The 20,012-nt window shown below is 70.3% G+C and carries 17 protein-coding genes and 1 pseudogene; 8 read left to right on the top strand and 10 right to left on the bottom strand.

Translation table 11 applies throughout. The features are described from left to right. Positions 1-502 (bottom strand): annotated as a pseudogene (locus ACWGO0_RS24320) (RNA-guided endonuclease TnpB family protein); the annotation flags it as partial. Positions 503-813: 311 nt separating this feature from the next. Between ACWGO0_RS24320 and ACWGO0_RS24315 the strand changes: the two are divergent. Beyond that, complete coding sequence (locus ACWGO0_RS24315; RefSeq protein WP_453538763.1) at positions 814-1,794, top strand: ATP-binding cassette domain-containing protein; 981 nt, start codon at positions 814-816, stop codon at positions 1,792-1,794. Next, complete coding sequence (locus ACWGO0_RS24310; protein ID WP_453538760.1) at positions 1,791-2,642, top strand: ABC transporter permease; 852 nt, start codon at positions 1,791-1,793, stop codon at positions 2,640-2,642. The genes ACWGO0_RS24315 and ACWGO0_RS24310 overlap by 4 nt, the downstream gene beginning before the upstream one ends. A 75-nt stretch (positions 2,643-2,717) precedes the next feature. Here the strand turns inward: ACWGO0_RS24310 and greA are convergent, their stop codons facing one another. Together greA and ACWGO0_RS24300 are read right to left on the bottom strand one after the other, a co-directional pair. Continuing rightward, complete coding sequence (gene greA, locus ACWGO0_RS24305) at positions 2,718-3,215, bottom strand: transcription elongation factor GreA (protein WP_328905518.1); 498 nt, start codon at positions 3,213-3,215, stop codon at positions 2,718-2,720. 143 nt (positions 3,216-3,358) lie between these two features. Then, a complete protein-coding gene (locus tag ACWGO0_RS24300) occupies positions 3,359-3,775 on the bottom strand; it encodes a DUF4307 domain-containing protein (protein ID WP_453538756.1) in 417 nt (138 codons plus the stop codon). A 97-nt stretch (positions 3,776-3,872) separates the two neighbouring features. On the opposite strand from ACWGO0_RS24300, the gene mca reads away from it, so the two are divergent. Continuing rightward, entirely contained in the window at positions 3,873-4,754 is an 882-nt protein-coding gene (gene mca / locus ACWGO0_RS24295; protein ID WP_453538753.1) for a mycothiol conjugate amidase Mca, read from the top strand. 1 nt (position 4,755) lies between these two features. Continuing rightward, positions 4,756-4,998 carry a hypothetical protein gene (locus ACWGO0_RS24290; protein WP_453538750.1) on the top strand — a complete coding sequence of 81 codons (243 nt, stop codon included), beginning with the start codon at positions 4,756-4,758 and terminating at the stop codon, positions 4,996-4,998. 447 nt (positions 4,999-5,445) lie between these two features. On the opposite strand, the gene ACWGO0_RS24285 is transcribed toward ACWGO0_RS24290, so the two are convergent. After that, the gene (locus ACWGO0_RS24285; protein WP_453538747.1) at positions 5,446-8,658 is read right to left on the bottom strand and encodes a tetratricopeptide repeat protein; all 3,213 of its coding nucleotides are present in this window, start codon (positions 8,656-8,658) and stop codon (positions 5,446-5,448) included. A 121-nt stretch (positions 8,659-8,779) separates the two neighbouring features. On the opposite strand from ACWGO0_RS24285, the gene ACWGO0_RS24280 reads away from it, so the two are divergent. Continuing rightward, positions 8,780-9,298: an FBP domain-containing protein gene (locus tag ACWGO0_RS24280; RefSeq protein WP_453538744.1), complete on the top strand. Its 519-nt coding sequence runs from the start codon at positions 8,780-8,782 to the stop codon at positions 9,296-9,298. Positions 9,299-9,343: 45 nt separating this feature from the next. Next, the gene (locus ACWGO0_RS24275) at positions 9,344-11,374 is read left to right on the top strand and encodes a thioredoxin domain-containing protein (protein ID WP_453538742.1); all 2,031 of its coding nucleotides are present in this window, start codon (positions 9,344-9,346) and stop codon (positions 11,372-11,374) included. A 50-nt stretch (positions 11,375-11,424) separates the two neighbouring features. Here ACWGO0_RS24275 and trhA read toward each other — a convergent pair whose 3' ends face one another. Further along, the gene (gene trhA / locus ACWGO0_RS24270) at positions 11,425-12,117 is read right to left on the bottom strand and encodes a PAQR family membrane homeostasis protein TrhA (protein WP_453538739.1); all 693 of its coding nucleotides are present in this window, start codon (positions 12,115-12,117) and stop codon (positions 11,425-11,427) included. A 209-nt stretch (positions 12,118-12,326) separates the two neighbouring features. Between trhA and ACWGO0_RS24265 the strand changes: the two genes are divergently transcribed. Then, entirely contained in the window at positions 12,327-14,153 is a 1,827-nt protein-coding gene (locus ACWGO0_RS24265; RefSeq protein WP_453538736.1) for a phosphoenolpyruvate carboxykinase (GTP), read from the top strand. 182 nt (positions 14,154-14,335) lie between these two features. On the opposite strand, the gene ACWGO0_RS24260 is transcribed toward ACWGO0_RS24265, so the two are convergent. From ACWGO0_RS24260 to ACWGO0_RS24240, 5 genes are all read right to left on the bottom strand, one after another. After that, entirely contained in the window at positions 14,336-15,505 is a 1,170-nt protein-coding gene (locus tag ACWGO0_RS24260; RefSeq protein WP_453538733.1) for an RNA-guided endonuclease InsQ/TnpB family protein, read from the bottom strand. 288 nt (positions 15,506-15,793) lie between these two features. Further along, positions 15,794-16,198, bottom strand: a complete 405-nt coding sequence (locus tag ACWGO0_RS24255; RefSeq protein ID WP_453538730.1) for an SCO4983 family protein — start codon at positions 16,196-16,198, stop codon at positions 15,794-15,796. A 91-nt stretch (positions 16,199-16,289) separates the two neighbouring features. Beyond that, a complete protein-coding gene (locus ACWGO0_RS24250) occupies positions 16,290-17,501 on the bottom strand; it encodes a pyridoxal phosphate-dependent aminotransferase (protein ID WP_453538727.1) in 1,212 nt (403 codons plus the stop codon). 227 nt (positions 17,502-17,728) lie between these two features. Beyond that, entirely contained in the window at positions 17,729-18,541 is an 813-nt protein-coding gene (locus ACWGO0_RS24245) for an arylamine N-acetyltransferase family protein (RefSeq protein ID WP_453538724.1), read from the bottom strand. Positions 18,542-18,638: 97 nt separating this feature from the next. Then, the gene (locus ACWGO0_RS24240) at positions 18,639-19,517 is read right to left on the bottom strand and encodes an NAD(P)-dependent oxidoreductase (protein ID WP_453538721.1); all 879 of its coding nucleotides are present in this window, start codon (positions 19,515-19,517) and stop codon (positions 18,639-18,641) included. Positions 19,518-19,637: 120 nt separating this feature from the next. On the opposite strand from ACWGO0_RS24240, the gene ACWGO0_RS24235 reads away from it, so the two are divergent. Continuing rightward, positions 19,638-19,985, top strand: coding sequence for a winged helix-turn-helix transcriptional regulator (locus ACWGO0_RS24235; protein ID WP_453538718.1), 348 nt, complete (start codon positions 19,638-19,640; stop codon positions 19,983-19,985). Positions 19,986-20,012: the final 27 nt, after the last annotated feature.

The following is a 20,012-nucleotide window of genomic DNA, read 5'->3' as shown; positions in this document are numbered from 1 at the left end:
CCTGCCGCACCAGGTCCGACTCACCCTGCCGGTGCCGGGCCAGGACCTCCAACTGCCCGGCCTGCCCCATGAAGGCGACGTGCTTCAACCGCCCGCTGGTGGTCCAGACCGACACCGTGCGTGGCTCGTGCTGCCAGGACAGCATCCGGTCGTCGTAGGGCAGCGCCGCCTGCGGGCGGAAGGCGACCGGTTTGCCGGAGGCGCGGGTGTGGCGTTTCGAGCCGGGCCGACCGTAACGGCCCGCGCGGAGGTTTGCCTTGAGGGTGGTGTAGGCGTCGCAGGTGCGCTTGATCGCGTGCTGGGCGGCCTGCGCACCCAGGCCCCACCGGGTCTTGATCTCCTGGTAGGTGTGCCTGCGCAGGGGCAGGTTCCGGTAGGTGTTCTTCTCGAACGCGACCGACGCCGCCCAGGTAGCCGCCTCATTACCGGCAGCCAGGGTTGCCTCAAGTGCCGACGTCTGTACGGGCGTCGGCAGCAGCTTGACCCGCACCACCACCTTCATGCCCCGGACATTAGTCCGCCGGTCGCACAAATCAGCTGGATCTGTATGATTTTCGCTCAATCAAGCGACCCGGTAAACGAGTGTTCGTTTCCCCGCATCCCGTACCGCCAGGTGGCGGTACGGGCAGTTCGTGCCCGACAACAGGCCTCCGCTCCGCACCTCAAACTGCGGGATGTGATTCTTCCCGGGGCTGAAGCCTCTCGGGTTCCTCACAAGAAGCCGCTGAAACCTTGGTTTCGCCGAGCGCGGCACGCGGGATCTCCCTAGGATCTCCAAAGGAAGTCACCCAAAAGCAACTGGGGGAATCCCACATGCCAGGCGCTATATACGCCGAAGGTCTGGTGAAGACCTTCGGCGACGTACGAGCACTGGACGGCGTGGACCTCGACGTGCCGGAAGGCACGGTCCTCGGCCTCCTCGGACCCAACGGTGCCGGAAAGACGACCGCGGTGCGCGTCCTGACGACGCTCCTCAAGCCGGACAGCGGCACGGCGGTCGTGGCGGGCATCGACGTACTGAAGCATCCCAACGAAGTCCGCCGCTCGATCGGGCTCTCCGGCCAGTTCGCCGCGGTCGACGAGTATCTGACCGGCCGCGAGAACCTCCAGATGGTCGGGCAGCTCTACCAGATGAGCTCCCGCGACGCGAAGGCCAGGGCGGGGCAGCTCCTGGAGCGGTTCAACCTCGCCGACGCGGGCGACCGGACCGCCAAGACGTACTCCGGCGGTATGCGCCGCCGCCTCGACCTGGCGGCGGCGCTCGTCGTCTCCCCGCCCGTCATGTTCATGGACGAGCCGACGACCGGCCTCGACCCGCGCAACCGGCAGCAGCTCTGGGAGGTCATCCAGGAACTCGTGGCAGGCGGTACGACACTCCTGCTGACCACCCAGTATCTGGAGGAGGCCGACCACCTCGCCGACGACATCTGTGTCATCGACCACGGCAAGGTCATCGCCCGCGGCACCTCCGACGAGCTGAAGGCCCGCACCGGGGGCGAGCGCGTCGAGGTCGTCGTCCACCAGCGGGACGAGATCGAACCCGCCCGCGAGGTGCTCACCACACTCGGCCAGGGCGAGGTCACGGTCGCCGCACACACCCGCAAGCTGACCGTCCCGGTCAGCGGCGGGGCCAAACTGCTCGCCGAGGTCATCCGCGACCTCGACGCCCGCGGCGTCGAGATCGACGACATCGGTCTGCGCCGGCCCACCCTCGACGACGTCTTCATGTCGCTCACCGGCCATGCCGCGGAGCTGGAGACGAACGGGGAGAACGGCAAGGAGGCCGTCAAGTGACCGCCGTAACGGACACCGTCCAGGTGCCGGCTCCCAGACCGCGCGGCGGCATCGGGCAGTCGGTCAGCGACTCGCTCGTCGTCGCCAAACGCAATCTGATCCGGATGGCACGGATCCCGGAGATGATCATTTTTGGCCTTATCCAGCCAATCATGTTCGTCGTGCTGTTCAGCTATGTGTTCGGCGGATCGATGATGATCGGCGGTTCCACCAGCCCCTCCGAATACCGCAACTTCCTGATGGCGGGCATCTTCGCCCAGACCGTCACCTTCGCCACGGCGGGCGCGGGAGCGGGCATCGCCGACGACATGCACAAGGGACTCATCGACCGATTCCGCTCCCTGCCGATGGCCCGTGGGGCGGTGCTCACCGGGCGTACGCTCGCCGACCTCGTACAGACCGCGCTGACCGTCGTCGTCCTCGCGATCGTCGCGCTGCTCGTCGGCTGGCGCATCCACGAGGGCCTCGCGAAGGCACTGGCCGCGTTCGGGCTGCTGCTCTTCCTCGGGTACGCGTTCTCCTGGATCGGCGCACTGATCGGCCTGTCCGTACGCACCCCCGAGGCGGCCACGTCCGGCGGGCTGATCTGGCTCTTCCCGGTGACGTTCATCTCGAACGCCTTCGTGCCCACCGAGAACATGGCGGGCTGGCTGCAGCCGATCGCCGAGTGGAACCCGTTCAGCGCGACCGTCCAGGCGTGCCGGGAACTCTTCGGCAACCCCGGCGTGTCGACCTCCGACGCCTGGCCCATGCAGCACCCGGTCTGGGCCTCACTGATCTGGTCCGCCGTGATCATCCTGGTCTTCCGGACCTTGGCTGTCCGCAAGTACCGCTCGGCGACCGCCTGACCTCGTACGACAGTGGGCCCCGGCCGTGTGCATGCACGCACGACCGGGGCCCGCTGCTGTCCGCTACGGGACGGCTCAGCCCTTGTACGGCTTCGCCGCGAGAATCTTCACCTTGGCGATCTTGCCGTTCGGCAGCTCGTACTCGGCGTCCTCGCCCATCCGCTTGCCGTTGACGCCCGTGCCGAGCGGGGACTGCGGGGAGTACGTCTCGAGGTCCGAGCTCGCGTACTCGCGCGAGGCGAGCAGGAACTCCAGGGTGTCGTCCGGGTCACCGTCGAAGGCGATCGTCACGATCATGCCGGGCTCGACGACGCCGTCGTCGGCGGGTTCCTCGCCGACCTTGGCGTGCTCCAGGAGCTGCGTCAGCTGGCGCACCCGGAGCTCCATCTTGCCCTGCTCCTCCTTGGCAGCGTGGTACCCGCCGTTCTCCCGGAGGTCACCCTCCTCACGGGCCGCCGCGATCTTTACGGCGATCTCCGTGCGCGCGGGACCAGACAGGTAGTCCAGCTCGGCCTTGAGCTGGTTGTACGCCGCCGGCGTGAGCCAGGTGACGTTATCGCTGGTCTGGGTCACAGGGTGCTCCTCGTCGGTACTGGGAATACAAAGCATCGCCCTACCCAGAAGCATGTTCTTCCACGGGTGGGCGAAACCACGAGCCTAACAATTCCGCAGGAAAAGGGGGAGAAGGTAAACGGCAAACGCGTCGGACCAGCAGGTCAGCGCGGAGCCCCGCCGTCGGCGGTGCAGCTCAGCAGTTCGACCGCGGTGGCCCTCGACGTCGTCCGCAGGGAGACGACCTGGTCGATCCGGCCGGACGGCTCGTCGAAGCGGAAGTCCTTGCGGGCGACCTCGCCGCCGTCCTCGCTCAGCGCGCGCAGCGTGCAGTAGCCACCGGCGTCCGGGTCCTTGCGGACCTCCAGGTGGGCCTCGGCCCGGTCGTCCGAGACGACCTTGGACTTGATGACCTCGGCGCTGATGTCCTGGCCACCGACGTAGTCGAAGCCGATCCAGACGATCACGCCCAGCAGTCCCGCGCCCAGCACCGAGCCGATGATCTTGAGCTTGCGGTCGGCGCGCTGATCCTCGGACCGGCCGTAGCGCCCTTGGGGCACCGCCTCGCGTACCGCAGTCATGATCGTTCCTCCTGTGCCGGGGATCGAGGAATTTTCCGCCCCCCGGTTCGGTCACTATAGAAGCCGCACATCGCGACCAATCACTGAGGATCGAGTCTTGACTGAGCAGCTGCGCCTGATGGCCGTTCACGCCCACCCCGACGACGAGTCGAGCAAGGGCGCCGCCACCATGGCCAAGTACGTGTCCGAGGGGGTGGACGTGCTGGTTGTCACCTGCACCGGGGGCGAACGCGGCTCCATCCTCAATCCGAAGCTCCAGGGGGACACGTACATCGAGGAGAACATCCACGAGGTACGCAAGAAGGAGATGGACGAGGCCAGGGAGATCCTGGGCGTCGAGCAGGAGTGGCTCGGCTTCGTCGACTCGGGTCTGCCTGAGGGCGACCCGCTGCCGCCGCTGCCCGAGGGCTGCTTCGCACTGGAGGACGACGAGACGGCGGCGGGGCGTCTCGTCGCGAAGATCCGTGCGTTCCGGCCCCAGGTCATCACGACGTACGACGAGAACGGCGGCTACCCGCACCCCGACCACATCAAGACGCACACGATCTCGATGATCGCGTTCGACGGCGCGGCGGACACCGAGAGGTTCCCCGAGGAGAAGTTCGGCCCGGCGTTCACGCCGCAGAAGCTGTACTACAACCAGGGCTTCAACCGGCCCCGCACCGTGGCCCTCCACGAGGCGCTGCTCGCCCGCGGTCTCGAGTCCCCGTACGGGGAGTGGCTGGAGCGCTGGAAGGAGTTCCAGCGCGAGGAGAGGACGCTGACCACGTTCGTTCCGTGCGACGAGTTCTTCGAGATCCGCGACAGGGCGCTGATCGCGCACGCGACGCAGATCGATCCGGAAGGCGGCTGGTTCCGGGTTCCGATGGAGGTCCAGCGCGAGGTGTGGCCGACCGAGGAGTACGAGCTGGCGAAGTCTCTCGTCGATACCTCCCTCCCCGAGAGCGACCTCTTCGCGGGCATCCGCGACAATGCCTGATATGTACGCGACCCAGGCACTGACCCACCTCGTCCCTCTCGCCAAGGGGGTCGACGACGACAAGGTGACTCCCGGCGTCCTCGGCTTCCTCGTCTTCGCCGCGCTCGCCGTGGCCGTGTGGCTGCTGATGAAGTCGATGAACCGCCACATGGGCAAGGTCGACTTCGAGGAGGCCCCGGAGCAGGAGCCGGAGGCGGCGCCGGTTCCGGCCCCCGCCTCCGAGTCGGGCAGGTCCACCGCCTGACCGGTGGGTGGTTGGGTGGGGCCCCTCCGGAGTGTCTCCTCGGGACGGGCGCGGCACCCGGGTACGGAGCGAACGAACCCGGGTCCTACGCCCGCCCCTGCGGGGACCCTCCTGCACGGCCCCACCCACGTCTCGCCGACCCCTGCGGCCCGGTGGCACGGATCAGAGTCACCGGGTACGTATCGGCACCCCGGGTGGCACGGCCCGCAGCTCCCGCTCCGGCCGGTCCGGGCCGTGCGGACGCGCGGCACCCGGCGCTTCTTGGCACCCCCGGGTGGCACGGCCCGCAGCTCCGCTCCGGCCGGTCCGGGGCCGTGCAGGAGGGTCCCCGCAGGGTGACGAACAAGTACCCGGGCTCCCATCCGGACCCGCCGAACGTTCGTTGCCCGAGGAGACACTCCGGAGGGGCCCCGGACCAACCACGGACGGGCAACCAGGGGACCGGGGTCAGGACGGCACCGGAACCCCCATGACCTCCCGCGCGTGCCGCCCCGGCGTCAGCCCCAGGCTCCACGCCTGCCAGCCGTCCTCCAGGTCCACCCCACGGCCCAGGATCACGGCGAACGACTCCGCGCAGTCCTCCAGCTTCGGGTCCCGGCTCCCGTGCCCCGCGGCCACCAGCTCGGCCAGTTCCTGCTGGGCCACCGCAGTCCCCACCTCGCTGCCGCCGGGCGACGCGTACGGCAGGAGCGTGCACCGCAGGAAGCGGGCCCAGTCACCGCCCCGCTCGTCCCCGTACGAGGCGAACAGCGCCACCGCCTCGTCGCACAGGGCCAGCGCCTGACCGGCCCGGTTGTTGCCCCCGTCGATCAGCGCCAGCTCCAGGCACGTCCAGCCCTCCCCGTGGGCGACGCCGATGCGCCGGAAGTCCGCCCGCGCGTCCATCAGCAGCTGACGGGCGAAGCCCGAGTTGCGCAGGTTGCCCGTGCGCGCCGCCCGCTGGTCGCGGGTCACCCGCCCCGAGTGGTGCCGGGCACACGCCAGCCCGTACACATCCCGCATCCGGGAGAACATCGTGCGCGCCCGCTCCAGCTCCCGCACCGCCTCGTCGGTGTCGCCCTCCTCCTCCAGGGCCTGGCCCAGGTAGTACCGCGTCCACGCCTCGCCCCGGGCGTCCTCGTTGTCCCGGTGCCGGGACAGGGCGAGGCGCAACTGCTCCGCCGCGGGCGCCGGGTCGTCGTCGAGCAGCCGGGCCCGGGCCAGCTGGGTCAGGGCCCAGGCCGCACCGCGTTCGTCCCTGGTGCGCCCGTAGAGGTCGAGCGCGGTCCGCAGCTCGTCCTCCGCCCGCGCCACGTCGCCCATCCGCAGACAGACCTGGCCGAGCTGGAAGTGCGACCACGCCTCACCGTGCAGGGATTCGCCCTCCCGGTGCAGCCTCAGCGCGGTGTCGAGCAGCGTCAGGGCCTCCGCCAGGTTGGCCCGGTCGCGCTCGACGGCGGCCAGGGCGTGCAGCGACCAGGCGCGGTCCTCGGCCTGCTCGTCGGAGGACTGCAGGGTCAGCGCCTCGCGCAGCCGCGCCGACGCCTCCGTGAGATTGCCCTGGTGGTGCAGGGTGATGCCGAGCGAGCAGAGGGCCAGCGCCGCGCCCGCGTCGTTCTGCGCCTCGCGGTACAGGCCGACGACGGAGGACAGAGTGGTGCGGGCCTTGTCGAGCTCGCCGAGCTGCCGGGCCGCGATGCCCGTACGCCACTGGACCGAGCGCTCCAGCAGCCCCTTGTCGACGGCCTGCGTCAGCTCGCTGATCTCACCGAGGCGGTAGAGGTCCCCGCGCAGCAGGCAGTAGTCGCACAGGGCGCCCAGCAGATGGAGGACGGCGCCCTGGTCGACGTCCTCCGCGTGCCGCAGGGCCGAGGTGATGAAGCTCGACTCGTCGTCGAGCCAGCGCAGCGCCGCGTCCAGCGAGCTGAAGCCGTGGGCCCCGAACTGGCCGGCGCGGGTGGACATCTTGCCGTCGACCATGCGGATCACCGCGTCCGCGAGCTCCGCGTAGCTCTGGATCAGCCGCTCCTGGGCGGCGGTGCGGTCGGCCGGCTCCTCCTCGTCGAGCAGCCGGGCCAGGGCGAAGCCCCGTACGAGATCGTGCAGCCGGTAGCGCGAGCCACGTACGTGGGAGAGGAGACCGGCCCCGGCCAGCGTCGTCAGCAGCCGCTCGGCCTCCTGCTCGTCCGTGGCCAGCAGGGCGGCGGCGGCCGCCGCGCCCAGGCTCGCCCGGCCGGCCAGGGCGAGCCGCCGCAGCAGCCGCCTGGCCTGCTCGGGCTGGTCGGTGTAGCGCAGCCACAGAGCGCGCTCGGCCGGTGCGACCGGGCCGTAGGCGGCGAGGTCGGCGGCGAGGGCGCCGCGGGTGCGGGCGCCGAGCGCGGAGCCCGCTATGCGCAGGGCCAGCGGCAGCCCGCCGCACAGCTCGACGACCGTGTCCGTGGACGGGTAGTCGTACGGTCCGGCCTCCTCATCGCCTGCCACCTCGCGCAGCAGTTCCTCGGCGCCCGCCGGGTCCAGGCCGCCCACGGGCAGCTGGTGCACCCAGGCCGGGACGGAGTCGGGCAGGTCGAGCGGTTCGCGGGCGGTGACGAGCACCAGGCTGTCGGAACGTTCCGGCAGGAGCGTGCGGACCTGGGCGGCGTCGGTGGCGTCGTCCAGGACGATGGTGACGGGCATGCCGGTGAGGTGCTGGTGGTAGAGCTCGCTCAGCCGCCGTACCTGCTGCTCGGCGGAGGCCCTCTCCCGGAAGAGCAGCTGCTCGCGGGGCGCGCCGAGCCGGTTGAGCAGGTGCAGCAGGGCGTCGCGGGTCGGCAGGGGGGTCTCCCCGGCCACGTCTCCGCGCAGATCGACGACGCACGCGCCCCGGAACTGGTCCTTGAGGGCGTGCGCGGCCCGTACGGCCAGTGCCGTGCGTCCGGTACCCGGCGCACCGTGCAGCACCACGACCGTCGGCCGGGTCTCCGTGGCCGCGCGTGCCGTACGCACCCACTGGGCGATCTGCGCCAGCTCCGTGCGGCGGCCTGCGAACGGACCCTCGTTGGACGGCAGTTGGCCGAAGGACTGCTGGAGGAGCGACCGGGTGCGGGCCGCCGCGCTGCGATCCGCCCCGCGCAGCTGCGGTACGACGGACGCGGCGGCCTTCTTCGCGGGGCGGGCGGAGGCGGTGAGCATCCGCTGCTGGTCGAGGTACGGGCGGATGCCCCGTACCTCCAGCGCCGCCAGCCACTGGAGCCGCAGCTGTTCGGGGCCGCCCGGCTGGCTCAGGGCGCCCGCCCTGCGGTGGGCCGCGGGCCAGTGGGAGGCGGTCACCTTGGCGACGGTGGCCGCGGTGCCCGCGACGGCGACGACGGCGCCCGCGCCGAGGGCGAGACCGGTGGCCGTGCCGAGCGCGAGGTCCGCGCCGAAGGCGGCTGCGGAGGCAACTCCCGTGACCAGCAGGGGCGTTCCGAGCGTCGACCTGCTGAACCTCTGCGACAGCGGCTGCTGCCCCGCCTCCGTCGCGTCGAGTGCCTGTACATACGCGGCGTACTCCTCGTCCGCGCCCGCCGCCATGGTGTCGAGCGCGGCCCGCGCGCGGGCCAGCAGCGCGCCCGAGTCGCTCCGCCCGCCGGTCCGGCGCGCCTCTTCCTCCACGGCGCGTACCAGTAGCCTCTCGGCTTCGGCCCGATGGCTGTCCCGCATGCGTCCCCCTTGTTTGCGCAGACGCCTTCCCCGTATCTCCTGCCCTCATGCCGATCGGTTCGCGCCGGAGTGGCGAATATCGGGATGCGACGCATTCATCGGGCACGTAGTGTCGACGCCCGTGGAACCGCTCAGTGAACGACACATCCGGTCATCCTTCGTGAATTGCACCAAGGGTGAGGCGGCCCGGCTCAAGCTGCCGCTCGACTTCGGCGAACTGCCGTGGGAGGACCTGGACTTCCTGGGCTGGGTCGATCCGGGCGCCCCGCTGCGGGCCCATATCGTGATCCCCCGCGCGGACGGGCCCCTGGGATTCTCGCTGCGCGTCCCCTCCGTGCGACGCACCAGCGCCGTGAAGTCCAGCCTCTGCCAGGTCTGTCTGACGGGACACGCCTCCTCCGGAGTCTCCCTGCTCGCCGCCCCCTTGGCCGGTGCGAAGGGCCGTGAGGGCAACACCGTCGGCATCTACATCTGCGCGGACCTCGCGTGCCCGCTGTATGTGCGCGGCAAGCGCCAGCCGAAGCTGCGGACCGGGCGTTACGAGGAGTCCCTGACCGTCGAGGAGCGCCTCGCGCGCATGACGGGAAACCTGGACGCCTTCGCGGCCAGGGTGACCGAGGGGCGCGGTTCGGCGCTCTGACGTGGCGTGTGGGCGGCGCTCCGCCGCGTACGCAAGGATTGGGGCATGCCGAACCGACTCGCGCACGCCACGTCCCCGTACCTCCTCCAGCACGCGGACAACCCCGTCGACTGGTGGCAGTGGGAGCCCGCCGCCTTCGAGGAGGCCCGCCGGCGCAACGTGCCGGTGTTCCTCAGCGTCGGATACAGCTCGTGCCACTGGTGCCATGTGCTCGCGCACGAGAGCTTCGAGGACGCGACGACCGCGTCCTATATGAACGAGCACTTCGTCTCGGTGAAGGTGGACCGCGAGGAGCGTCCCGACGTGGACGCCGTCTACATGGAGGCGGTTCAGGCGGCGACCGGGCAGGGCGGCTGGCCCATGTCCGTCTTCATGACCCCGGACGGCGAGCCGTTCTACTTCGGTACGTACTTCCCGCCCGCGCCCCGGCACGGCCTGCCCTCCTTCCAGCAGGTGCTGGAGGGCGTCCACACCGCGTGGACGGACCGGCGCGAGGAGGTCGGGGAGGTCGCGGAGAAGATCACCCGTGATCTGGCCGCACGGCAGCTGGTCTCCGGCGCCGGTGACGGGCTCCCCGGCGAGGCGGAGCTCGCTCAGGCACTGCTCGGGATCAGCCGGGAGTACGACACGGAGAGCGGCTGGCTCGGGGCGGGCGACACCAAGTTCCCGCCGAGCATGACGATCGAGTTCCTGCTGCGCCACCACGCCCGGACAGGGTCCGAAGGCGCGCTGGAGATGGCCGGGGGGATCTGCGGGGCCATGGCGCGCTCCAGCCTCTTCGACCAGCTGGGCGGCGGCTTCCACCGGTACGTACTGCGGCAGCGGCCCGACGGCGCCCTGGTGCCGCACTTCGAGAAGATGCTGTACGACAACGCGCTGCTCTGCCGGGTCTACGCCCACGTCTGGCGTGCCACGGGCTCCGAGCAGGCCCGCCGGATCGCGCTGGAGACCGCCGACTTCATGGTGCGCGAACTGCGTACGACGGAGGGCGGTTACGCCTCGGCGCTCGACGCCGACAGCGAGGCCGAGGACGGCAGCCACATCGAGGGCGCCTACTACGTGTGGACGGCCGGGCAGCTGCGGGAGGTCCTGGGGGAGGAGGACGCCGCGTTCGCCGCCGAGCTCTTCGGGGTCACCGAGGAGGGCACCTTCGAGGAGGGTGCCTCCGTCCTCCAGCTGCCGCGCACGGCGCAGGAGGCCGACCCGGCGCGGGTCGCCGGTGTACGGGCCCGGCTGCTGGCGGCGCGCGGGACGCGGGTGCGGCCGGGGCGCGACGACAAGGTCGTCGCCGCCTGGAACGGCCTGGTGATCGCCGCGCTCGCCGAGACGGGGGCGTACTTCGAGCGGCCCGATCTGATCGAGCGGGCCACCGAGGCGGCCGACCTGCTCGTCCGCGTACACATGGGCGACGTGGCCCGGCTGTCACGGACCTCCAGGGACGGCCGCGAGGGCGGGCACGCCGGGGTGCTGGAGGACTACGGCGACGTGGCGGAGGGCTTCCTCGCGCTGGCCGCCGTGACCGGCGAGGGCGTCTGGCTGGAGTTCGCGGGCTTCCTGCTCGACATCGTGCTGGAACGCTTCACCGGCGAGGGCGGCCAGCTCTACGACACGGCCGACGACGCCGAGCAGCTGATCCGCAGGCCGCAGGACCCCACCGACAGCGCCACCCCGGCGGGCTGGACGGCGGCGGCGGGCGCGCTGCTCTCGTACGCGGCCCACACCGGCTCGGAGGCGCACCGCACGGCCGCGGAAGGCGCGCTGGGTGTCGTCAAGGCCCTCGGGCCGCGTGCGCCCCGTTTCATCGGCTGGGGTCTGGCGGTCGCCGAGGCGCTGCTGGACGGGCCGCGCGAGGTGGCGGTCGCCGGGCCCGTCGGCGGGGAGCTGCACTGGGCCGCGCTGCTGGGCCGGGCGCCGGGCGCTGTGGTGGCGGCGGGCGCGCCGGGCGGCGGTGAGTTCCCGCTGCTGGTCGACCGGCCGCTGGTGGGCGGCGAGCCCACTGCGTACGTCTGCCGGCACTTCGTGTGCGACGCGCCGACCACGGACGCGGAGGAGCTGGCGCGGAAGCTGGGCGCCTGACGGCGCGGGTGCGGGGCCTCGGAGAGTCGACCGGGGCCCCGGTCGCGGCTCTACCCGTGCTGGTACGCCACCAGGGAGATGCCGACGTAGTGCGCGGCGAAGGCCGCGAGGGTCAGGGAGTGGAAGACCTCGTGGAAGCCGAAATAGCGCGGTGACGGGTTGGGGCGCTTGATCCCGTAGATGACGCCGCCCGCGCTGTAGAGCAGCCCTCCGACGACGACGAGCACGAGCACGGCGATGCCGCCGCTGCGCATGAAGTCCGGGAGGAAGAAGACCGCGGCCCAGCCCATCGCGATGTAGCAGGGCGTGTAGAGCCAGCGGGGGGCGCCGACCCAGAACACCCTGAAGGCGATTCCCGCGAGCGCTGCCACCCATACCGCCCACAGAAGGGGCCGCCCGGTGGAATCGGGGAGAAGGAGCAGGGTCAGCGGGGTATAGGTGCCCGCGATGATCAGAAAGATATTTGCGTGGTCGAGCCTGCGGAGCACCGCTTCGCCGCGCGGCCCCCAGGTGCCGCGGTGGTAGATCGCGCTGACGCCGAACAGCAGGCAGGCGCTCAGGACGAACACGGTGCAGGCGACCCTGGCCCGGGTGCCGTCCGTCAGCGCGATCAGGGTGACCCCGGCGATCAGGACCGCCGGGAACATCCCGGCGTGCAGCCAGCCACGAAGGTGTGGCTTCACCGGCAGGAGTGCGGACTCGGCGGACACGGGCTCGGCGGCGGCGTCGGCAGCAGCAGTCATAACGGCATGTTACCTACGCTCCCGTAGGTATCCGGCAGGAGTGGCGATGCTCACGTGTGCGGCCCCCTGGACATATGGGCGCAAGAGTCGGATGATCAAATGAGTGCGGTCGGCACCGGATGAGCGCCATGGGAATTTGAAGGGTTCGAAGCATCCGGGTCGCAGCCCCCACGGGGCCTTCCAGCAGACACCCTCGACAAGGAGCGATCGTGGCGCGCGACATCGCGGCTCCCCTCACTGTTCCCACCCATCACCAGGAGCTCATCTCCTGGGTCGACGAGATCGCAGCGATCACCGAACCGGACCAGGTGGTCTGGTGCGACGGCTCCGAGGCGGAGTACGAGCGCCTGTGCGACGAGCTCGTCGCCAAGGGGACCTTCACGAAGCTGAACGAGGCCAAGCGCCCGAACTCGTACTACGCCGCGTCCGACCCGAGCGATGTCGCCCGCGTCGAGGACCGCACCTACATCTGCTCCGCCAAGGAGGAGGACGCGGGCCCGACCAACCACTGGAAGGCCCCCGCCGAGATGCGGGCCATCTTCACCGGTGAGGACGGCGTCTTCCGCGGCTCCATGCGTGGTCGCACCATGTACGTCGTGCCGTTCTGCATGGGCCCCGTCGGCTCCCCGCTCTCCGCGATCGGTGTCGAGATCACCGACTCCGCGTACGTCGCCGTCTCCATGCGCACCATGACCCGCATGGGACAGGCCGTCCTGAACGAGCTCGGCGACGACGGCTTCTTCGTCAAGGCCGTCCACACCCTTGGCGCACCGCTCGCCGAGGGCGAGGCCGACGTCCCGTGGCCGTGCAACACCACCAAGTACATCTCGCACTTCCCCGAGGACCGCGAGATCTGGTCCTACGGCTCCGGCTACGGCGGCAACGCCCTGCTCGGCAAGAAGTGCTACGCGCTGCGCATCGCGTCCGTCATGGCGCGTGACGAGGGCTGGCTCGCCGAGCACATGCTGATCCTGAAGCTGACGCCGCCGCAGGGCGAGCCGAAGTACGTCACGGCGGCCTTCCCCTCGGCCTGCGGCAAGACGAACCTCGCCATGCTGGAGCCGACGATCGAGGGCTGGACCGTCGAGACCATCGGCGACGACATCGCCTGGATGCGGTTCGGCGAGGACGGCCAGCTGTACGCGATCAACCCGGAGGCCGGCTTCTTCGGCGTCGCGCCGGGCACGGGCGAGCACACCAACGCCAACGCCATGAAGACGATGTACGGCAACTCCGTCTTCACGAACGTCGCGCTGACGGACGACGGCGACGTGTGGTGGGAGGGCATGACCGAGGAGGCGCCCGCGCACCTCACGGACTGGAAGGGCAACGACTGGACCCCCGAGTCCGGCGTCCCCGCCGCCCACCCGAACTCCCGTTTCACGGTGCCGGCCGGGCAGTGCCCGATCATCGCGCCCGAGTGGGAGGACCCGAAGGGCGTGCCGATCTCGGCGATCCTCTTCGGCGGACGCCGCGCCTCGGCCGTCCCGCTGGTCACCGAGTCCTTCGACTGGCAGCACGGTGTGTTCCTCGGAGCCAACGTTGCCTCCGAGAAGACCGCCGCCGCCGAGGGCAAGGTCGGCGAGCTGCGCCGCGACCCGTTCGCCATGCTGCCGTTCTGCGGCTACAACATGGGCGACTACATGGCCCACTGGATCAAGGTCGGCGCGGACAAGCCCGACCAGTCCAAGCTCCCGAAGATCTACTACGTGAACTGGTTCCGCAAGAACGACGCGGGCAAGTTCGTGTGGCCCGGCTTCGGTGAGAACAGCCGCGTCCTGAAGTGGATCGTCGAGCGCCTCAACGGCCAGGCCGAGGGCGTCGAGACCCCGATCGGCATCCTGCCGGCCAAGGGCGCCCTGGACACCAAGGGCCTGGACCTCTCCGAGTCCGAGCTGGACTTCCTGCTCAACGTGGACAAGGAGGTCTGGCGCGAGGAGGCCGCGCTGGTCCCCGAGCACCTCAACACCTTCGGCGACCACGCGCCCAAGGAACTGTGGGACGAGTACCGCGCGCTGGTGCAGCGCCTCGGCTGACGCTCCATGAGGGGCGGCGCCTTCGGGTGCCGCCCCTTTCGCGTACCCCGCGGCTGGGCCTTCCGGACATCCGCGCTATCGCAGAGCCTGTGGGGGACTCAGGTCAACTACCCGGGACTGGAGTCCCGGGCTTGCTGCTCGGGTCGCCGATGGCTTCGACGGGTCCCAGCTGCATCCAGCTCTCACGCGATGAGGGTGAGAGCGGGGGCCTGTGACTCGGCCCCGCGGACCCAGGCTGCCCAGCCGCGTTCGCTGATGACCTGGGACGAGTTCAGATCCGCGTGCTCAACGAAGCCGCAGGATTTGCACGCGAACCGGGCCTGTGCGGGTCGGTTGCGTTTGTCGATGTGGTGGCACTGCGAGCATTCCTGGCTGCTGTACGCCGGATTTACGTACACCAGTGGCACGCCGGTGCGCTGCGCCTTGTAGGCGATGAAGGCGCCGAGCTGATGGAAGGACCAGGAGTGCAGTGTGACGCGTTGGGGCTTGCGTAGCCGTACCCGCTCGCGGATACCACCCAGGTCTTCCAGGGCGATTCCTTGTGCGGTGCGTTGAGCCTCCGCCACGATGCTCTTGCTGATCTTGTGGTTGATGTCCCGGGCCCGCCGGGCTTCCTTGCCCGCGTGCCTCTTCGCCCGCCGCTTGGCGGACTTGGTGCCCCTCTTCTGCAACTTGGAGCGCAGCATTCGGTCCGCCTCGCGGCGCCGGTTGATGTGCCGCCCGCTGTGGCGTTTACCGGTGGAAGTGCAGGCGATGTTCACGATCCCCAGATCCACGCCGAGGAACCCGGCCGGATGGGTGTTGAGTGCGGCCTCTTCGATCTCGCACGTGGCGATCAGGTACCACTGACCACCTTGCAGCAGCAGGTCGGATTCGCCCTTGCGGTGCAAGGCTAGGATGGCGAGTTGCTCGGCCTGGCCGGTGAAGGCGAGGTGTTTCATGCGTCCGGTCGTGGTCCAGATGGAGACCGTACGGTCCTGGTGCTGCCAGGACAGGCACCGGTCGTCGTACGGCTGGGCCGCCTCTGCCCGGAACGCGATCGGCTTGCCGGTGGCCTTGGCGTGCAGCTTCGAGCAGGGTTTACCGAGATTCCCCGCCCTCGCATTCGCCTTCAGCGTGGTGTACGCGTCGGCCGTCTTGCGCAGCACGTGCAAGGCGGGCTGTGCGGACAGCCCCCGCGCCTTCAGCTCGGCGTAGGTCATGACCTGCAGCCGCGCCCGGGAGGTCACCCCGCTGTCGAACGCCCGGCCGGAGAGCCAGTTCGCCGCCTCGTTGCAAGCCTGCAGGGTCGCCGCAAGTGCCAACGCCTGCTCAGGCGTTGGTAGCAGCTTCACCCTCACCACCAGCTTCACGCCTCGCAGGCTACTACTCACCCTGTGTAGTCACGCTGGGAATCGAATCCGAACATTCGTCGGAGACTCGGTGTTGTTCATGCCCTCCCCGCTCGGAGCGTCGAGGGGAAGCCCTCATTGACGAGCTCCTGAACCGCTGCGAGGAGATCATGGTGCTGCCTGCGGGGAGAGCGCTTCTGGTCCGCGTCGCGTCCCGCGGCCTCTGTCGGGGGAGTGCTCCCGGCAGTCCAGGTCACTACATGAGTGGCACCCGGTCCGCGCGCCCCGAAGGCCCGCGGACCGGGGCCGTCAGTGGGCGCCGACGAGGCGCGAGGGGGCGGCTGCCGGAGCGTCGGCCGCGGCGGCAGCGTGCGCGTCCATGCGCTCCGCCGCCAGGATCGCCGCCGCCGTGTCCGCGCGGGACGCGGCCACCACCAGGGCGCGGCCCGCGAGGGCGTGGGCGCGCTGGTGCAGTGCGGCGGGGGACGCTTCGGTCAGGCCCGCGTGCCGTGCGGGCGGCGCACCGCGGAGGCGGGCCACCTGCTCGGCGATACGGTCACCGGCCGGGCCGAGGCCCAGCTCGTCGGTGACGGCGAGCAGTGCGGCCAGGTGCCCGGCGAGCTGGATGTCCAGCTCTTCCTCACGCGTACGGTGCGGAAAATCGGCGTCGTCGGCCGTCGTGTGGACCGACTTGGTGCGGATCGGCTCGTACATGGGATGGCCTCCTGGCGTTGCAGTGGATCCATCCTAGCTTGGATTCAGTCTAAAGTTGTGCGCGATCCGGCAAAGCTTGCTCCGACAGGTTTCAGGGCTGGCTGTAACCGTCCAGGAAGTTCCCGATCCGGGTCACGGCGGCGACGAGATCCTTGGCAGGCGGCAGCGTCACGATCCGGAAGTGATCGGGCTCGGGCCAGTTGAACCCCGTACCGTGCACCACCATGATCTTCTCGGCCCGCAGCAGGTCGAGCACCATCTGCCGGTCGTCCTTGATCTTGTAGACCTTCGGGTCGAGCCGGGGGAACAGATACAGCGCCCCCTTCGGCTTCACACAGGTCACCCCGGGGATCTGCGTCAGCAGGTCGTACGCCACGTCCCGCTGCTCCAGGATGCGTCCGCCGGGCAGCACCAGATCGTTGATCGACTGGCGTCCGCCGAGCGCCGTGGCCACCGCGTGCTGCGAGGGCATGTTGGCGCACAGCCGCATATTGGCGAGGATCGTCAGCCCCTCGATGTACGACGTGGCGTGCGCCTTCGGGCCGCAGACCGCCAGCCAGCCGGAGCGGTAACCGGCGACCCGGTAGTTCTTGGACAGGCCGTTGAAGGTCAGCACCATCAGATCGGGAGCGATCGCGGCGGTCGGCGTGTGCGTCGCGCCGTCGTAGAGGATGCGGTCGTAGATCTCGTCCGAGCAGATGACCAGCTGGTGGCGCCGGGCGATCTCCGTCAGCCCGCGCAGCATCTCGTCGTCGTACACCGCGCCGGTCGGGTTGTTCGGATTGATGATCACGATCGCCTTGGTGCGGTCGGTGATCTTCCGCTCGATATCGGCGAGGTCGGGCATCCAGTCGGCCTGCTCGTCGCACCGGTAGTGCACGGCCGTACCGCCGGCCAGCGAGACGGACGCGGTCCACAGCGGATAGTCCGGAGCGGGTACGAGCACCTCGTCGCCGTCGTCGAGCAGCGCCTGCATCGACATCTGGATCAGCTCGGAGACGCCGTTGCCGAGGTAGATGTCCTCGACGTCGAGGTCGATCCCCTTGGTCTGGTAGTGCTGCATCACCGCACGGCGCGCGGACAGCAGGCCCTTCGCGTCGCCGTAGCCGTGCGCCCCGGAGAGGTTGCGCAGTATGTCTTCGAGGATCTCGGGCGGGCACTCGAATCCGAACGCGGCGGGGTTGCCGGTGTTGAGCTTGAGGATGCGGTGACCTGCTGCTTCCAGCCGCATCGCCTCCTCGAGCACCGGACCCCGGATTTCGTAACAGACGCCGGAGAGCTTCGTGGACTGGATGACCTGCATGTCTGCGAGCTTACGACCGTGTTTCGCCGGGTGCGCGGAGATTCCCGCCCGGTTCCTCCCATCGGGGCGTCCCTCCGGCGCGGCCCGTCTTCCATCGGCAGACCGCCCACCGCCCCGGACCGTGGGAAGGGCCGGTCGGGGTGGCGTCGCGGCTTGGAATGCGGGCGTGAGGGGCCCGGCGGGCGCCCCCGGGTGAGATGCGCCACGCGGGGGTCTGGCCCGGGGCCTCACTCAGGGAGGCGGGTGCCCTCCGGGAGCCGGATGGTGAAGTCGTCCGCCAGCACCCGCAGCACCTCGGCGGAATCCGCCAGCTGCCGTTCCTTGACCGTGCCGTCCGCGGCCGTCTCCACGAGGTCCAGGCCCGAGAGCGCCAGATGGGCCCCGGGCGTGGTGCGCTGCGCGTACACCGCCTGGCTGAACGGGGAGCGCGGGTTGGTCGCGATGTGCCAGTTGATGACCTCGTAGTCGGGAGCCTCGAACGGCTCCAGGGTGAACTCGTACTGCGGCTCCCAGACCCCGCCCTTCTGCGTCTGGAGCTCCCACAGCTCCAGCGGCCCGACGTGCGGGGCGTGCACGAGCCGGTGGTGGCGCGGGGTGTCGGACACCTCCGCGCCCTCCACCAGCGGCATCGGCTCCAGCAGCGCACCGCTGGACCCGAAACCGACATCGGCGAGATACGGGGTGGGCTCGCCGTCCACCTCCACCTTCATCAGCATGTGCGTACGCGGGCGGATGTCACCGGGTGCGGCTCCCAGCACCACGCGGGCGGCGAGCAGCGTCACGTGGAAACCCAGCTGGGTCAGGGCGGCGGCGAAGAGGGTGTTGTGCTCGTAGCAGTACCCGCCGCGTTCACCGCGGACGAGCTTCGCCTCCAGGTCCGCGAGCGCGAGCGAGGGCGCGGAACCGAGGACGGGGTCCAGATTCTCGAACGGGATGCCGAGCATGTGGGCCCGGTGCACGGACCGCAGCACCTCCACGGTGGGGCGGCGCTCCCCGGTCCAGCCGATGCGGGCGAAATAGGCGTCGAGATCGAGTGTCATACCTCGACGGTACGCAGACGGGGGCCGGGAACGCCTCCGACCCGAGGACTACGCGGCTCGTCCGCTGGACCCAGGTCCCGTGGTCGGCGGCCCGTGGTCAGCGGCCGAGGAGTTCGATCACTCCGGTGCCGCTCTCGTCGCCGTGGCCGTCCTTCACCCGGCGCTCCATCAGGTCCATGTAGGGCAGCAGCAGTTCGCTGCTGACGCGCTGCTCCTCGGCGGTACGCAGCAGGGTGGTGTTGCCCGTGACCATCATGGCCAGGTTCGAGACGACGTCCTTGGTGTAGTCGCCGCTCGTCAGCTCCTCGGCCGTCGTGTGCGTGGCCGGGACCATGGCGACGAGCCAGTCGACGAGCAGCGCGGCGAACTCCGGCAGGTCGATGTTCTCCTTGCGGACCAGCGCGAAGGCGTGGGAGAGGCCCGCGAACATGCCCGTCATCGCGCTCAGCAGCGCCACGTCCTGGAGCGCGGCGAAGCCCGCGTCCTCACCGACGTACTTCACGCCGGTGGGCACGGCGAGGGTGTGCCGGCGGGCGTCGAAGAGGGCGCGGGAGCCGCTGTAGAAGATGTAGCCGCCGGACTCCGGTACGCCGATCATCGGCGGGACCGCCATGATGCCGCCGTCCAGGAACCGGGCGCCCCGCTCCTGGGCCCAGGCGGCGCGGGCACGGGCCTGGCCGGGGGTGCCGGTGGTGAGGTTGACCAGGTCCTTTCCGGTGAGGTCCACGTCGTCGAGCGCCTCCTCGACCGAGGCGTCGTCGAGAAGGCAGAGCACGACGAGATCGCTCGCGGCGACCGCTTCGGCGGCGGTCCCGGCGGCGCGGGCGCCGAGGGCGGCGAGGGGTTCGGTGCGGGCGGGGGTGCGGTTCCAGACGGTCAGGGGGTGTCCGGCGTCGAGCCAGGTGCGGGCGAGCGCGGTGCCCATGGCGCCCAGGCCGAGAAGGGTGAGCGGGCTGTTCTGCGGGGTGTCAGTCATGACGACTAGGCTTCCCGTGAGCCGTGGAGTGATCAAGTACCCACTTCGAAGTGGGTGGTTACCCCGGGGTGAGTGACCAGGTGAGTGACCAGGTGATCGACCAGGTGGGAGGGGTGGGGCATGGGGGCCGCGCGGAGGCCGGGGGCGTATGTCTGTGGGATCGACGCCGCGATGGATGTGGTCGGCGGCAAGTGGAAGGGGCTGATCCTGTGGGCGCTCAACGAGCAGACCTACCGCTTCGGTGAGCTGCGCAGACAGGTGCCGGGCATCACCGAGAAGGTGCTGACGTCGCATCTTCGGGAGATGGAGGAGGACGGCATCGTGCACCGCGAGGTGCACGCCGAGGTGCCGCCCCGCGTCGAGTACTCGCTGACCCCGCTGGGTGTCACGCTCAACGAGGCGCTGGAGCCGCTGGGCGCGTGGGGGCGGGAGAAGCTCCTTCAGGGGGTGACACAGCCCCGGCCGTGACGGGGTGCGCCGGGGCGCCGAGCGCGT

It is taken from the genome of Streptomyces sp. NPDC055749 (assembly GCF_053617235.1).
The sequence above is the reverse complement of the archived record's forward strand: the minus strand, read 5'-3'. Positions and strand labels throughout refer to the sequence as shown.